The 14013-nt window shown below is 68.3% G+C and carries 18 protein-coding genes; 15 read left to right on the top strand and 3 right to left on the bottom strand.

Annotation, left to right across the window (positions count from 1 at the left end):
- The 15 genes from BYZ73_RS01625 to hypE all read left to right on the top strand — a co-directional run bounded on the left by BYZ73_RS01625 (position 1) and on the right by hypE (position 12459).
- The gene (locus BYZ73_RS01625) at positions 1–1791 is read left to right on the top strand and encodes a nickel-dependent hydrogenase large subunit (protein WP_112314648.1); all 1791 of its coding nucleotides are present in this window, start codon (positions 1–3) and stop codon (positions 1789–1791) included.
- A 14-nt stretch (positions 1792–1805) separates the two neighbouring features.
- Complete coding sequence (locus BYZ73_RS01620) at positions 1806–2378, top strand: HupE/UreJ family protein (RefSeq protein WP_112314647.1); 573 nt, start codon at positions 1806–1808, stop codon at positions 2376–2378.
- A gap of 10 nt (positions 2379–2388) precedes the next feature.
- A complete protein-coding gene (gene cybH, locus BYZ73_RS01615; RefSeq protein ID WP_108024020.1) occupies positions 2389–3183 on the top strand; it encodes a Ni/Fe-hydrogenase, b-type cytochrome subunit in 795 nt (264 codons plus the stop codon).
- A gap of 176 nt (positions 3184–3359) precedes the next feature.
- A complete protein-coding gene (locus tag BYZ73_RS01610; RefSeq protein WP_112314646.1) occupies positions 3360–4001 on the top strand; it encodes a HyaD/HybD family hydrogenase maturation endopeptidase in 642 nt (213 codons plus the stop codon).
- Entirely contained in the window at positions 4001–4312 is a 312-nt protein-coding gene (locus tag BYZ73_RS01605) for a HypC/HybG/HupF family hydrogenase formation chaperone (RefSeq protein ID WP_108024016.1), read from the top strand. Before BYZ73_RS01610 ends, BYZ73_RS01605 begins: the two co-directional genes overlap by 1 nt.
- Before the next feature lie 5 nt (positions 4313–4317).
- Positions 4318–4695, top strand: coding sequence for a thioredoxin domain-containing protein (locus tag BYZ73_RS01600; RefSeq protein WP_112314645.1), 378 nt, complete (start codon positions 4318–4320; stop codon positions 4693–4695).
- Between the two features lie 10 nt (positions 4696–4705).
- Positions 4706–5533 carry a hydrogenase expression/formation protein gene (locus tag BYZ73_RS01595; RefSeq protein WP_112314644.1) on the top strand — a complete coding sequence of 276 codons (828 nt, stop codon included), beginning with the start codon at positions 4706–4708 and terminating at the stop codon, positions 5531–5533.
- On the top strand, positions 5530–6357 hold the full coding sequence (gene hybE / locus BYZ73_RS01590) for a [NiFe]-hydrogenase assembly chaperone HybE (RefSeq protein ID WP_112314643.1): 828 nt from the start codon (positions 5530–5532) through the stop codon (positions 6355–6357). The genes BYZ73_RS01595 and hybE overlap by 4 nt, the downstream gene beginning before the upstream one ends.
- A complete protein-coding gene (locus BYZ73_RS01585) occupies positions 6354–7238 on the top strand; it encodes a hypothetical protein (protein ID WP_112314642.1) in 885 nt (294 codons plus the stop codon). The genes hybE and BYZ73_RS01585 overlap by 4 nt, the downstream gene beginning before the upstream one ends.
- Positions 7231–7572, top strand: coding sequence for a hydrogenase maturation nickel metallochaperone HypA (gene hypA, locus BYZ73_RS01580; protein WP_108024005.1), 342 nt, complete (start codon positions 7231–7233; stop codon positions 7570–7572). The genes BYZ73_RS01585 and hypA overlap by 8 nt, the downstream gene beginning before the upstream one ends.
- Positions 7572–8489 carry a hydrogenase nickel incorporation protein HypB gene (gene hypB / locus BYZ73_RS01575; protein WP_112314641.1) on the top strand — a complete coding sequence of 306 codons (918 nt, stop codon included), beginning with the start codon at positions 7572–7574 and terminating at the stop codon, positions 8487–8489. Before hypA ends, hypB begins: the two co-directional genes overlap by 1 nt.
- A complete protein-coding gene (locus BYZ73_RS01570) occupies positions 8489–9973 on the top strand; it encodes a sigma-54-dependent transcriptional regulator (RefSeq protein ID WP_112314640.1) in 1485 nt (494 codons plus the stop codon). The genes hypB and BYZ73_RS01570 overlap by 1 nt, the downstream gene beginning before the upstream one ends.
- 1 nt (position 9974) lies before the next feature.
- Positions 9975–10265, top strand: coding sequence for a HypC/HybG/HupF family hydrogenase formation chaperone (hypC, locus tag BYZ73_RS01565; RefSeq protein ID WP_112314639.1), 291 nt, complete (start codon positions 9975–9977; stop codon positions 10263–10265).
- Positions 10262–11422, top strand: coding sequence for a hydrogenase formation protein HypD (gene hypD, locus BYZ73_RS01560; RefSeq protein WP_112314638.1), 1161 nt, complete (start codon positions 10262–10264; stop codon positions 11420–11422). The genes hypC and hypD overlap by 4 nt, the downstream gene beginning before the upstream one ends.
- Positions 11419–12459: a hydrogenase expression/formation protein HypE gene (hypE, locus tag BYZ73_RS01555; protein WP_112314637.1), complete on the top strand. Its 1041-nt coding sequence runs from the start codon at positions 11419–11421 to the stop codon at positions 12457–12459. The genes hypD and hypE overlap by 4 nt, the downstream gene beginning before the upstream one ends.
- A 30-nt stretch (positions 12460–12489) precedes the next feature.
- Here the strand turns inward: hypE and BYZ73_RS01550 are convergent, their stop codons facing one another.
- The 3 genes from BYZ73_RS01550 to BYZ73_RS01540 all read right to left on the bottom strand — a co-directional run bounded on the left by BYZ73_RS01550 (position 12490) and on the right by BYZ73_RS01540 (position 14007).
- Positions 12490–12708 carry a hypothetical protein gene (locus BYZ73_RS01550; protein WP_112314636.1) on the bottom strand — a complete coding sequence of 73 codons (219 nt, stop codon included), beginning with the start codon at positions 12706–12708 and terminating at the stop codon, positions 12490–12492.
- Between the two features lie 156 nt (positions 12709–12864).
- Positions 12865–13638: a Bax inhibitor-1/YccA family protein gene (locus BYZ73_RS01545; protein ID WP_108023991.1), complete on the bottom strand. Its 774-nt coding sequence runs from the start codon at positions 13636–13638 to the stop codon at positions 12865–12867.
- Positions 13639–13791: 153 nt separating this feature from the next.
- A complete protein-coding gene (locus tag BYZ73_RS01540) occupies positions 13792–14007 on the bottom strand; it encodes a YjiS-like domain-containing protein (RefSeq protein ID WP_108023989.1) in 216 nt (71 codons plus the stop codon).
- Positions 14008–14013 lie beyond the last annotated feature (6 nt).

Below are 14013 nucleotides of genomic sequence, written 5' to 3'. Positions count from 1 at the left end.
ATGGTCGCTACCCCGAACGGCTTTGACCTCGACAACACCGGCCGCCGCATCGTCGTCGATCCCGTGACCCGGATCGAGGGCCACATGCGCTGCGAGGTGAACGTGGACGACCAGGGCATCATCCGCAACGCAGTCTCGACCGGGACCATGTGGCGGGGGCTCGAGGTGATCCTCAAGGGCCGCGATCCGCGCGACGCCTGGGCCTTCACCGAACGGATTTGCGGCGTCTGCACCGGGACGCATGCGCTGACCTCGGTGCGCGCGGTCGAGGATGCGCTGGGGATCACCATCCCGCAGAATGCCAACTCGATCCGCAACATCATGCAGCTGAACCTGCAGATCCACGACCATATCGTCCATTTCTACCACCTGCATGCGCTGGACTGGGTGAACCCCGTGAACGCGCTGAAGGCCGATCCGAAGGCCACGTCGGAACTGCAACAGGCGGTTTCGCCCAGCCATCCGCTGTCCTCGCCCGGCTATTTCCGCGACGTGCAGAACCGGCTGAAGAAGTTCGTCGAAAGCGGGCAGCTCGGACTTTTCAAGAACGGCTATTGGGACAATCCGGCCTATCTGCTGCCGCCCGAGGCCGATCTGATGGCCACGACCCATTACCTCGAGGCGCTGGACCTGCAGAAGGAAGTGGTGAAGATCCACACCATCTTCGGCGGCAAGAACCCGCACCCGAACTGGCTGGTGGGCGGCGTGCCCTGTCCGATCAATCTCGACGGCACCGGTGCGGTCGGCGCGATCAACATGGAGCGGCTGAACATGGTCAGCTCCATCATCGACCAGTGCACGACCTTCGTGAAGAACGTCTATATCCCGGACGTCGTGGCCATCGGCGGCTTCTACAAGAGCTGGCTTTACGGCGGCGGGTTGTCGGGCCAGTCGGTCATGGCCTATGGCGACATCCCCGAGAACCCCAACGACTTCTCGGCGGACCAGCTGCACCTGCCGCGCGGCGCCATCATCAACGGCAACCTCAACGAGGTCCTCGATGTCGATCCGCGCGATCCCGAACAGGTGCAGGAATTCGTCGATCACTCCTGGTACAGCTATGGCGAGCCCGGCAAGGGCCTGCATCCCTGGGACGGCGTGACCGAGCCGAAATTCGAGCTGGGGCCCAATGCCAAGGGCACCAAGACCAATATCGAGGAACTGGACGAGGCGGCCAAGTATTCCTGGATCAAGGCGCCCCGCTGGAAGGGCCATGCGATGGAGGTGGGTCCGCTTGCCCGCTATGTCATCGGCTATGCCAAGGGCCACGAGGACATCAAGGGTCAGGTCGAGGGGCTTCTGCGCACCATGGACCTGCCGGTCGAGGCGCTGTTCTCGACGCTGGGGCGCACCGCGGCCCGCGCGCTCGAGGCCGAATACTGCACCCGGCTGCAGAAGCATTTCTTCGACAAGCTGATCAACACCTGCCGGAACGGCGACACCGCCACTGCCAATGTCGAGAAATGGGAGCCGAAGACCTGGCCGAAAGCGGCCAAGGGCGTCGGCATGACCGAGGCGCCGCGCGGTGCGCTGGGCCACTGGATCAAGATCAAGGGGGGGCGGATCGAGAACTATCAATGCGTTGTGCCCACCACCTGGAACGGCAGCCCGCGCGACACCGCCGGAAATATCGGCGCTTTCGAGGCGGCTCTGATGGACACCAAGATGGAACGCCCCGACGAGCCGGTCGAGATCCTCAGGACGCTGCACAGCTTCGATCCGTGCCTGGCCTGCTCGACCCATGTGATGTCGCCGGAGGGACAGGAACTGACCCGGGTCAAGGTGCGCTGAGGGAGGAGACGACGATGAGGAAATATCTGCTTGCCGCGGCCCTGGCCGCAGTGGCGGGCCCGGCCCTGGCCCATACCGGCCATGGGGCGTCTACCGGGTTCGTTCATGGGGTGCTGCACCCGCTGACCGGGGCCGATCACCTGCTGGCGATGCTGGCGGTGGGGCTCTGGTCGGGCTTCGCGCTGACCTCCCGCCTCTGGGCGGGGGCCGCCGCCTTCATGGGGGCGATGGTTGCAGGCGCCGCGCTGTCCTGGTCGGGCGTCGCGCTGCCGGGGGTCGAGGGGCTGATCGCGGTCTCGGTCTTGGCCTTCGGGGCCCTCGCGGCCTTTGCCCATCGCGGACAGGCGCGCTGGGTCACCGGCGCCTCGCTGGGAGCGATCGCGCTTTTCGGCATCTGCCACGGCCACGCCCATGCCTCCGAGGCGACCGGGTCGGCGCTGGCCTATCTGGGCGGCTTCCTGGTCTCGACCGCGGCTCTGCACCTGACCGGCCTCGTTCTGGCCCGTGCGGTCGCGGATGCCCGCACCCTCCACCGGGTTGCCGGAGGCGCGCTGGCCGCCTCGGGCGCCTGGCTCATTGCCGGATGAGGATCGCGCCATGAATGTCGAGGACAGAACCTCCATCCCGATCCATATCCCGAACCCCGAGGCGCCGACCCCGCTGGAGGCCGCGCGGCTGACGGGGGGCGCCCGGGCCGAGGATATCGAAAGCCTGCAGCTGCGCGCCGCCGTCTATGTCTACGAGATGCCGGTCCGGATCTGGCACTGGGTCAACGCGCTGGCGATCACGATCCTGATCGTGACGGGCTACCTGATCGCCTCGCCGCCCCCCACCATGGAAATCGCCGAGGCCACCGACCAGTTCGTGTTCGGCTATATCCGCTTTGCCCATTTCGCCTCGGGCATGGTGCTGACGGTCGCCTTCCTGGGCCGGATCTACTTTGCCTTCGTCGGCAACCGCCATGCGCGGCAGCTGTTCTACATCCCGGTCTGGCGCAAGCGCTGGTGGAAAGAGATGATCTTCGAGGCGCGCTGGTATGCCTTTCTCGAGAAGGAGCCGAAGAAGTATATCGGCCATAACCCGCTGGCCCATTTCGCGATGTTCACCTTCATCACGCTGGGCATGACCTTCATGATCGTCACCGGCTTTGCGCTTTACGCCGAAGGGGCGGGGCAGGGGTCCTTCTACGACAGCTGGTTCGGCTGGGTGCTGGGGCTGGTCGGCAATTCCCAGCGGCTGCATACGCTGCACCATCTGGGGATGTGGGCGATCACGCTGTTTGCAATCTTCCACATCTACGCCGCGATCCGCGAAGACATCATGTCGCGTCAGTCGATGATCACCACCATGATTTCCGGCTGGCGGACCTTCAAGGACAACCGGGTGGAATAAGACGACCCGAAGACCCCGATGCCGCGGGCGCCCCTTTGCCCGCGGCGCGGCGGGGCGCCCGATGCGTTGGCGATCTGTGCCAGCCACAGGGCCTTTCCGCCGCATCGAAAGACCCTATTTCCGCCGGAGGCGAGGCAGGATGGCCCCGCTGCCGGCACCGGCCGAGGGAGGACCCCATGCCCGCCGCGACTGACCGCCTGACCCTGATCCTCGGTATCGGAAACGTCCTCTGGGCGGATGAGGGCTTTGGGCCCCGCTGCCTTGAGACGCTGGCCGAAACCCATGCCTTCGACGGCTGTGTGCGGCTTCTGGATGGCGGGACCCAGGGGCTTTATCTGCTGCCCTTTCTCGAAGAGGCCGACGATCTTCTGATCTTCGATGCGGTCGATTACGGGCTGGCACCCGGCACGCTGAAGATCGTGCGCGACGATGACGTGCCCGCCTTCATGGGCGCGAAGAAGATGAGCCTGCATCAGACCGGGTTTCAGGACGTTCTGGCCACGGCCGCCTTCAAGGGCTGCAGCCCGGCGCGGATGACCCTGATCGGCTGCCAGCCCGCCGAGATCGAGGATTACGGCGGCGGGCTGACCCCCACCGTGGCGGCGCGCCTGCCCGATGCGCTGGCCGAGGGGCTGGCCGAGCTGGCCCGCTGGGGCGTCGCCGCGCGGCCGGGCCGCACCGCCGCGCCCGATCTGGCCGATCCCTCGATCCGCCGCGAGGCCTACGAATCCGGCCGGCCCTCGGCCGAGGCCGCCTGCCGGTCGGGCGACGACCGGTTCTTCCCCGGGCAGGGCGATCTTGCCGGGCCGGTGCGCTGATGTGCGTGGGCGAGCCGATGCGGCTGATCGCGATCGACGGCATTGCCGGACGCACCGAAGAGGGCGCGCTGATCGACCTGTCGCTGACCCCCGAGGCGCGGGTGGGCGACTGGGTGCTGACCTTTCTGGGCGCCGCGCGAGACCTGCTTGACCCCGACGAGGCGCAGAAGATCCGCGCCGCGCTCGACGGGCTGCGCGCGGTGATGGCGGGCGGCTCGGCGGGCGATGCCTTCGCCGATCTCGAGGCCCGCGAACCGACCCTTCCCCCCCACCTGCAGGCCGCGCTGGCGGCTGGCGATGCTCAGGGATGACTGCCATGACCCACCCGCTGATTGCCCGTCTCGAAACCGATCTCGGCTGGCCGAGGCTGACCGACATGGCCGGGGTCGCGGCCTTCACCGCGCGGCCGGGGGAGCATTGCCTCTTCGTGCCCGGCGACCCGATGCGCAACCTCGAGACCGCCGATGCGGCGGTGATCCTGCCCGAGCTGCGGCAGGCCTTTCAGGGCGCCTTCGACTGCGCGCTGGTCGACGACGCGATCGAGGCCGAACTTCGCGAGACGACCCGGGCGCTGAAGACCCCGGGCTTCATCTTCTACCGCGAGGGGCAGCTTCTGGGCGATATCCAGAAGATCCGCGACTGGGACGACTACCTGGCCCGCACCGCGCATATCCTGTCGCTGACCGACGCCTGAGGAGGACATCATGGTTTCCGGCTTTCACCTGCCCCCCACCGGCTTCGGCCCCGGATCGCAACCCGCCGATGACGAGCTTGGCTACATGCAGATGCCCTCGGACATGCGGACCTATGCGGCGCATCTGCCCGAGATCGGCGATACCGATGCCGCCGCACCGGCGCTTGCCCTGCTGGAGCGCGTCGCCGCCGCCTGCGAGCGTGCCGCCGCGACCGGCGAGGGCGAGAGCTTTCAGCTGGGCGACCTGCCGCCCGAGGCACGCGATCTGCTGACCGAGACGCTGGGGCAGGGCGAGGTGTCGGTGCGTATCCAGGGCGTGCCCGCGGTCGCGGTTCAGGAAAGCGTCTTTGCCGGGGTCTGGCGGGTGATGGGCGCAGGTGTCGACCGGGTCGAGGTCGGCGCGGTGCCTGCGCGCGCCAAGATCGCCTTCGCGCCGCAGCGCGCGGCGCTGGGGCTCGACGCGCCGAAGGGGCTCGATGTCTTCAACGCCCCGGCGCTGCTGGTCGAGCTGCTCGACCGGTCGGCCGCCTGGCGCAAGGGCAAGGACCCGCATGTGGTCAACCTGACCCTGCTGCCCCATACCGAGGGCGATCTGGCCTGGCTTGACGCGGCGCTTGGAGAGGGGGCGGTGACGGTCCTGTCGCGCGGCTATGGCAATTGCCGGATCACCGCCACCGCCACGTCGAATGTCTGGCGGGTGCAATATTTCAACTCGATGGACACGCTGATCCTCGACACCTTCGAGGTCACCGACATGCCCGAGGTGGTGCTGGCCGCGCCCGAGGATCTGGCCGACAGCGCCGGGCGCATCCGCGAAGTGCTGGAGGCGATCCGATGACCGCCCGCTTCGAAGGCAGCTATGGCGGTCGCGACGACCGGATCAGCGCGGCGGCGGTGATGGAATGCAAGATCTGCTGGACGGTCTACGACCCGGCCGAAGGCGACGACTTCCGCCAGGTGCTGCCCGGCACCCCCTTCGCCGCGCTGCCCGAGGACTGGACCTGCCCGACCTGCGACGCGCCGAAGGCCCAGTTCATGGTCAAGGACGATCCCGGGGGCGCCGAGGCCGCGACGGCGGCCTGGATTGCCGACCGCACCGCCGCGCTCGAGGCCGAGTTCCGCGAGATCTGGCATTCGAAGATGCGCGACGTGCCCCTGGTCAACGCCTCGCTGCATGTCGAGGCGGTGGGCTTCGCGCTTTATGAGGGCCGCCCGCTGGGCGTGCTGGTGGCGCCCTGGTTCATGAACCTGATCCTGCTGCCCGCCGAGGGCGAGGACTGGTCCGGCCTGACCGCGGGCGCCAAGGAAGACCTTTGCTTTCCGTCGGGCGCGTACGAATTCATCCACAATGTCCGGCCGATGGTGGGCGGCTACAAGGCCTGTTCGCTGTTCTCGCCGATGAACGATTTCGCCAGTCAGTTGCAGGCGGTCGAGGTCGCCCGGGCGGTCATGGTCGAGCTGTTCAAGGCCGAGAACCGGGCCGAGACCGACCGCGCCGCCGACATCCGCACCGCGCGCGAGACGGATCTGGCCCAAGCCCAGGCGGCGGAAGCCGAGGCCGCCGAAGGCGAAGTCTCGGGCGCCCCGACCCGGCGCGCGGTGATCTCGGGCGGTCTGGCTGCCGGGGCCGAGGACCGTCCGGCGGAGGCGCCGGGCGCGTGAGCGCGGCCCTTCATATCGTCCTGACCGGCGCGGGGCCGCGGATCGAGCCGCCGGCCCCGCCCGCGCTCGAGGCCCTGCTGCTGCATCGCCGGGTCGAGGAAGCCGCCCTGCTGGTGCCGCGGATCTTCAACCTCTGCCGGGCCGCGCAGTCGCTGGGCGCGCGGGTCGCGCTGGGGCTGCCCGCACGGCCCGAGGACCGCGCGGCCTTGGCCGACGAGATCCTGCGCGACCATCTGATGCGGTTTTTCGTGCTCTGGCCGCGCGCGCTGGGCCTGCCGCCCGCGCCGCTGCCGGGCGGCGATGTCGCTCGCGCGGTCTTCGGCCCCCCGGGCCGCTGCCCCGCGCCCGACGCGCTTGACCGCTGGCTGGCGGCGGGGGCGGGCGTGGCGCCGGTTCTGGCGGCACTCGCCGGACGGTTCGCGCCGGGCGAGGCGGTGGCCGATCTGCCCCCGGCTGACCCCGGACCTGCGCTTGACGCGGCTGCGGAGGAGAACTCGCCCTGGCTGCGGCACCGCACATCGCCGCTGCTGGCCGAGATCGAAGCGCGCTACGGGCGCGGCCCGCTCTGGCGCGCGGCGGCGCGGCTGGTCGATCTCGAGGCCTGCCTGACCGGCCAGTTTCCCACTACCCCCGACACCCGAGGCGGGATCGTTCGCGTGCCCGCGGCACGGGGGACCTATTCCCTGTCGGCGCGGGTCGAGGACGGGTGCGTCGCGGCCTTTCGCCGCCTGACGCCGACCGATCACCTTTGCGCGCGGGGCGGGGCGCTGCAGCTTTCTCTGGAAAGCCTGCGGTCCGGCAAGGCCGATCTGGCCCCGCTGGTGGTCGGTATCCTCGACCCGTGCGTGCCGGTTGTCTTCGACGAGGCCGCCCATGCATGAGATGTCGCTCTGCGAAGGCATTCGCGGGATCGTCGAGGATCAGGCGCGCGCGCACGGGTTCGCGGCGGTGCGGCTTCTGCGGCTTGAAATCGGGCGCTTTGCCGGGGTCGAGAAACCGGCGCTGGAATTCGCCTTCGAGGTGGTGATGCGGGGCAGCCCGGCCGAGGGCGCCCGGCTTGAAATGATCGACCTGCCCGGACGCGCCCTGTGCTACGATTGCGGCGTCGAGGTCGAGATCGAGAACCGGCTCGACCCCTGTCCGCGCTGCGGCGGCGGTCGGCTGATGCCCGTGGGGGGCGACGAAATGCGGATCAAGGACATGGAGGTGGTGTGATGTGCACGGTATGCGGGTGCGGCGGCGCGACGCTGGAAGGGCAGGCAAGGGGGCAGGCCCAGGATCACGGGCAGGATGCCTCTCATCATCATCACCATCATGGCCACAAGCATGGCCATGACCATGATCACACGCATGACCACGTCCATGACCACGGGCACGCTCACGGGCACCACCACCATGGCGACGATGGCGACCTGCACTATGGCGCGGGTGCGGCCGGGGTGTCGGTGCCGGGCATGTCGCAGGCGCGGCTGATCGAGATCGAGACCGACATCCTGTCGAAGAACGATGCCTTTGCCGATGGCAATCGCCGGGTCCTGCGGGCGCTGGGCGCCTTTGCCGTCAACCTCGTCTCGTCGCCCGGTTCGGGCAAGACGACGCTGCTGTGCCGCACCATCGAGAATCTGGGCGCGCAGCCGCTGGCGGTGATCGAGGGCGACCAGCAGACCTCGAACGATGCCGACCGCATCCGCGCGACCGGCGCCCCGGCCATTCAGGTCAATACCGGCAAGGGCTGCCATCTCGACGCCCATATGGTGGGCCATGCGATGGACCATCTGGCGCTGCCGAGAGGGGCGATGCTGTTCATCGAGAATGTCGGCAATCTGATCTGTCCGGCGGGCTTCGATCTGGGGGAGGATGCCAAGGTCGCGATCCTCTCGGTCACCGAGGGCGAGGACAAGCCGCTGAAATACCCCGACATGTTCACCGTCGCCCGACTTGCGATCCTGAACAAGACCGATCTGGCACCGCATTGCGATGTCGATCTGGACCTCTACGAGGCCAATCTCCGGCGGGTCAATCCCGGCATCGAGATCCTGCGCGTGTCGGCCCGCACCGGCGAGGGGATGCAGGCCTGGATCGACTGGCTGACCGCGCGGCTGGCCGAGAAGTCCGCCGGGGCCGCCGCCTGATGGCCCCGGCCAGCGCCCGCCCTGCGGTCCTGCTTGTCGATGACGAGCCGCATTCGCTGGCCGCGATGCGGATGGCGCTGGAGGACGAGTTCGAGGTGCTGACCGCCGCCGATGCCGAGGCGGCGATGGCGGTGCTGCGGGACGAATGGGTGCAGGTGATCCTCTGCGACCAGCGCATGCCCGGGCGCTCTGGGGTCGAGTTCCTGTCCGAGGTCCGCGAAGGCTGGCCCGAGACGGTGCGCCTGATCGTGACCGGCTATACCGACAGCTCGGCCATGGTGGCGGCGATCAACGAGGCCGGCATTCACCAGATCCTGACCAAGCCCTGGCATCCCGACCAGCTTCTGGTGGCGGCCCGCAACGCGGCGCAGCTTTTTCAGCTGTCGCGCGAGAACGAGCGGATGGCGCTGGAAATGCGGCTTCTGGCCTCGACCGCCGAGTCGCGGGTCGAGAAGCGCCGCAAGGCGCTGCGTGAGGGCATGGGGTTCGAAACCGTGCTGCGCGCGCCCAACTCGCCCATGGCCGACGTGGTGCAGATGGCGCGCCGCTTTGCCGGCTTCGACTTGCCGGTGGTGTTGACGGGCGAACCCGGTACCGGCAAGGCGCAGCTGGCGCGGGCGATGCATTATGCCTCGCTGCGCGCGGACAAGCCGTTTTATGACCTCAACCTTGCCGGTTTGCCCGAGGATCTGGCGGCGATCGAGCTGATGGGCGCGAAACGCGGCGTGCTGGCGGGGGGCGTCGCGCGGATCGGGCTGATGCAGAAGGCCGATCGCGGCACGCTTTACCTCGGCGGGATCGAGACCGCGCCGCCGGGGCTGCAGCTGACCCTGTTGCGGGTGCTGACCGAAGGCGCCTTCACGCCGGTCGGCGGTCAGGAAACGATTGGCACCAATCTCAGGCTCATCTGCGGCGCGGGCGCCGATCTGAAGGCGCTGGTCGCCGGGGGCCGGTTCCGCGCCGATCTGTACTATGCGCTGGCGGCGGGCGAGATCGCGGTGCCGCCGCTTCGCGCCAGGCGCGGCGACATCGCGCTGCTGGCCCAGGCCAAGCTGGCCGAGCTGTCCGCGAGTCACGGCAAACCGGTCCACGGCCTCGACGAGGCGGCGCTGGAATTTCTGGAAAACTACGACTGGCCGGGCAACCTGCGCGAGTTGCGCAACGAGATCGCGCGAATGCTGGTGCTGGCCCAGGACAAGGTGCTGGGCGCCGATCTGATCTCGCGCCACATCCTGCAGGCACCGCCCGGCGACGAGGGCGCCGACCGCTCGGCCGATGCGGTGCTGGCGCGGACCGGGTCGCTGAAGGACCGGGTCGAGCTGATGGAGATGCGGATCCTGCGCGAGACCCTGGCCCGGCATCGCTGGAACAAGAGCCGCGCCGCCGCCGAACTGGGCCTGTCGCGGGTGGGGTTGAGGGCGAAGCTCGACCGCTACGGGATCGCGGGTCCCGCGGGCCGGGTCGCCCAGAACGAGGAGGGCTGACATGTGTCTGGGAATTCCCGGCCGTATCGTGGCGGTGACCGATGCCGCACGGATGATGGCGCTGGCCGAGGTTTCGGGGGTGCGGCGCGAGGTGAACGTGGCCTGCATCCTCGACGGCCCGGCCGAGGATCTGCTGGGCGAATGGGCGCTCATTCATGTGGGCTTTGCCATGGCCCGGATCGATGCGGACGAGGCCGCGAAGACGTTGCAGGCGCTGCAGGATCTGGGCGAGGCGCAGGAGGCGGCCGAGGCCATGGCTGAGGGCGCGAAGGCGTTGGAGGGGCAGGGATGAAATACGCGACCGAATTCCGCGACCCAAAGGCCGCGAAGGCCGTTCTGGCTCGCATCGCCGCGCTGGCCGATCAGATCGGCGCGACGCGCGCGGCCCCGGTCCACATCATGGAGATCTGCGGCGGGCACACCCATGCGATCTTCCGCTACGGGCTCGACAAGCTGGTACATGAGGGGGTCGAGTTCATCCACGGCCCCGGCTGCCCGGTCTGCGTGCTGCCGATGGCGCGGGTCGACGAATGCGTCGAGATTGCGAACCGCCCCGGCGTCATCTTCACCACCTTCGGCGATGCGATGCGTGTGCCGGGCACGAAGATGTCGCTGATGCAGGCCAAGGCCGCGGGCGCCGATATCCGTATGGTCTATTCGCCGCTCGACGCGCTGGAACTGGCGCGCCGCAATCCGGGGCGCGAGGTCGTCTTCTTCGGCCTCGGCTTCGAGACGACGACGCCGTCGACCGCGCTGTCGATCCAGCAGGCCGCGCGCGAGGGGTTGGGCAATTTCAGCGTCTTCTGCAACCACATCACCGTGCCCGAACCGATCAGGGCGCTGCTTGACGATCCGCATATGGTGCTCGACGGTTTCGTGGGGCCGGGCCATGTGTCGATGGTGATCGGGACCCATCCCTACGATTTCATCGCGCGGGATTACGGCAAGCCCATCGTCGTGGCGGGGTTCGAGCCGCTGGATCTGCTGCAATCGGTGCTGATGGTGCTGACCCAGATCCGGGATGGCCGCGCCGAGGTGGAAAACCAGTATGCCCGCGTGGTGCCCGAGCATGGCAATCCGGTCAGCCTTGCGGCCATGACCGACGTCTATGAGAAACGTCCCTCCTTCGAATGGCGGGGCCTGGGTGAGATCGACCAGTCGGGGCTTCGGATCCGGGCGAAATATCGCGCCTTTGACGCCGAAGAGAAATTCGGTGTCGGCTATGCCGCCGGACCGCGTGTGGTAGCCGAGCCCGAGGGCTGTGCCTGCGGCCAGGTGATGACCGGCCGGATCAAGCCGACGGCCTGCCCGCAATTCGGCCGTGGCTGCACGCCCGAGATGCCGCTGGGCGCGCTGATGGTCAGTTCCGAAGGGGCCTGCGCGGCCTATTGGCAATATGGCGGCGCCCGCGCTCCGGAGGCTGTGGAATGCCCGGAGATTGTGGAATGAATGTGCCGACCCGGGCGCGGCTGCGCGATACCCATGTCACACTCTCCCATGGCGGAGGCGGGCGGGCGATGCGCGATCTGATCGAGGAGGTCTTCGCCGCGGCCTTCCGCCCCGACGCGATGGAGGATCAGGCGCGGCTGTCGGATGCGGCGTTGACCGAGCCGGGCGCGCGGCTCGCGATGACCACCGACAGTTTCGTCGTCACGCCACTGGAATTTCCCGGCGGCGATATCGGCAAGCTCGCGGTCTGCGGTACCGTCAACGATCTGGCGGTGGGGGGCGCGCGGCCCCTGTGGCTGTCGGCGGCCTTCATCATCGAGGAGGGGACCGAGATCGCCCTTCTGCGCCGGATCGTGGCGACGATGGCGGCCGAGGCCGAGGCCGCAGGCGTGCGGATCGTGACCGGCGATACCAAGGTCGTGGGGCGCGGTGCCGCCGACGGGGTCTTCGTGACCACGACCGGTGTGGGCGCGATCCCGCCCGGGCGCGATCTGGCCGCCAGCCGCATCCGCCCCGGCGACGTGGCGCTGGTGAATGGTGTGCTTGGCGATCACGGCGCGACGATTTTGGCTGCCCGGGGCGATCTGGCCTTGTCGACCGACATCCGGTCCGACTGTCAGGCGCTGGGCCATCTGATGGAGGCGGTGATCGCGGCCGCCCCCGGCACCCGGGCCGCGCGCGATGCGACGCGGGGCGGGCTGGCGTCCGCGCTGAACGAGATGGCCGAGGCGGCGGGCGTTGGCGTCGAGATCGAGGAGGCGGCACTGCCGCTGCGCGACGAGGTCAAGGGCCTGTGCGAGATCCTGGGGCTCGACCCGCTTTATCTGGCCAATGAGGGAACGCTGGTTCTCTTCGTCCCCGAGGCCGAGGCCGAGGCCGCGCTGGCCGCGATGCGCGCCCGTCCCGAAGGCCGCGGCGCGGTAATCATCGGGCGCGCCACCGCAGAGCATCCCGGTCAGGTCCGGATGCGAACCGCCTTCGGCGGGGCGCGCATCGTCGACATGCTGGTGGGCGAGCAGCTGCCGCGGATCTGCTGACTGCGGCCGTCGCGCCCGGCATCTCACCCTTCAGAACAGGTTCGAGGACCGGGCGCGGGCCGCGTTTCGGCCGATCAGGGCGGTGTGCCGTCCGCCTCGGTACAGGTCGAAGACCACCCCTTCGGCAGTCTCGGCGAAGGCCGTGTCCCAGTCCCTGGCAAAGATCCGAAGCGTTGCGAGACAGGCGCCGGTCCTGGCGGCAAGGGTCGTGCCCGCGCGCCCGGCGCCGCGGTCAAAATGGGGTCGCATCGACAATTCTCCCTCCGAGACTCAATCCTTAGTGTTTTTATCAACTAATATCCGCGACCGCGCAATCCCCTTTGGCCGGGCAGCCCGGGCGCAAGAAGAAACCCGCCGGACGCAAGGTCCGGCGGGTCTGGAAACGTCAGGTCCTGATGCGTCAGGTCACTCGCGGTTGCCGAGGAACTGCAGCAGGAACATGAACAGGTTGATGAAGTCGAGATAGAGGTTCAGCGCCCCCATGATCGCCGACTTGCCCAGCCACTCGCTGTCCATCGCATGAGCATGCTGCAGATAGTCGGTCTTGATCTTCTGGGTGTCGTAGGCGGTCAGCCCGGCGAAGATCAGGATGCCCAGAGCAGAAATCGCGAACATGATCGCGGGGGAGGCCAGGAAGATGTTGACGATCGAGGCCACCACGAGGCCGATCACGCCCATGATCAGGAACGATCCCCAGCCCGAGATGTCTTTCTTGGTGGTGTAGCCCCAGAGCGACAGGCCCGCAAAGGCGATCGCGGTCACGAGGAAAGTCTGCACGATCGAGATGCCGGTGAAGACCAGGAAGATCGAGCTGATCGACAGGCCCATGACCGCGGCGAAGGCGTAGAAGACGACCTGCGCCGTGGCCGCCGACATCCGGTTGATGCCCGCCGAGAAGCCGAAGACGAACAGCAGCGGCGCGAACATGATCAGCCATTTCAGCGGCGAGGTGTAAAGCGCCTGGCCAAGGCCTGTCAGGTATTTGTCGGCCCCGATCTGCACGGCGGTCGGCATGTCGGTGACGGCCAGCCCGGAAATCGACCAGGCCGCCAGCGCGGTGATCAGCATGCCCACGGACATGGTGCCGTAGACCTTGTTCATATGGGCGCGAAGGCCCTCGTCGATCTGCGCGGTGCGAACGCCCGTCGCCCCGGCGCGGATCGTGTTGTAGTCAGCCATTGACAGCCTCCTCATTGGTCCATTACCGGCGGTCAAGCGCAAAAGCCCCGCCATTGCCGGGGTATATCGGCAGGGGCGGGGCCCATTTCAAGCCTTGCGGGGGTCAAACGCGCGGCATTCACCGAAGGTTTCGCGGCAGGACGCAGCGGCGGTTCAGCGCAGCCAGTTTTGCGGGACGTCCCAGACCGGGCGGCGCGCCTCGGCGCGCGCCTCTTCGGCGGTCAGGCCGATATCGCGCAGTTGCCGGTCATCCAGCTCGATCAGTTGACGGCGCTGGCGTGCGGCGCTCAGCCCCAGAAGAATCCGTTTCACGACGCCGGCATTGCCGAGGTCGCGGGCCGCGCGGATGTTCGTGCTGACTTGCGCCATGGTGGT

Source organism: Rhodovulum viride (assembly GCF_003265965.1).
Taxonomy (GTDB): Bacteria; Pseudomonadota; Alphaproteobacteria; order Rhodobacterales; family Rhodobacteraceae; genus Rhodovulum; species Rhodovulum kholense.
Note: the sequence above shows the minus strand (reverse complement) of the source record. Positions and strands in the feature narration are given on the sequence as shown.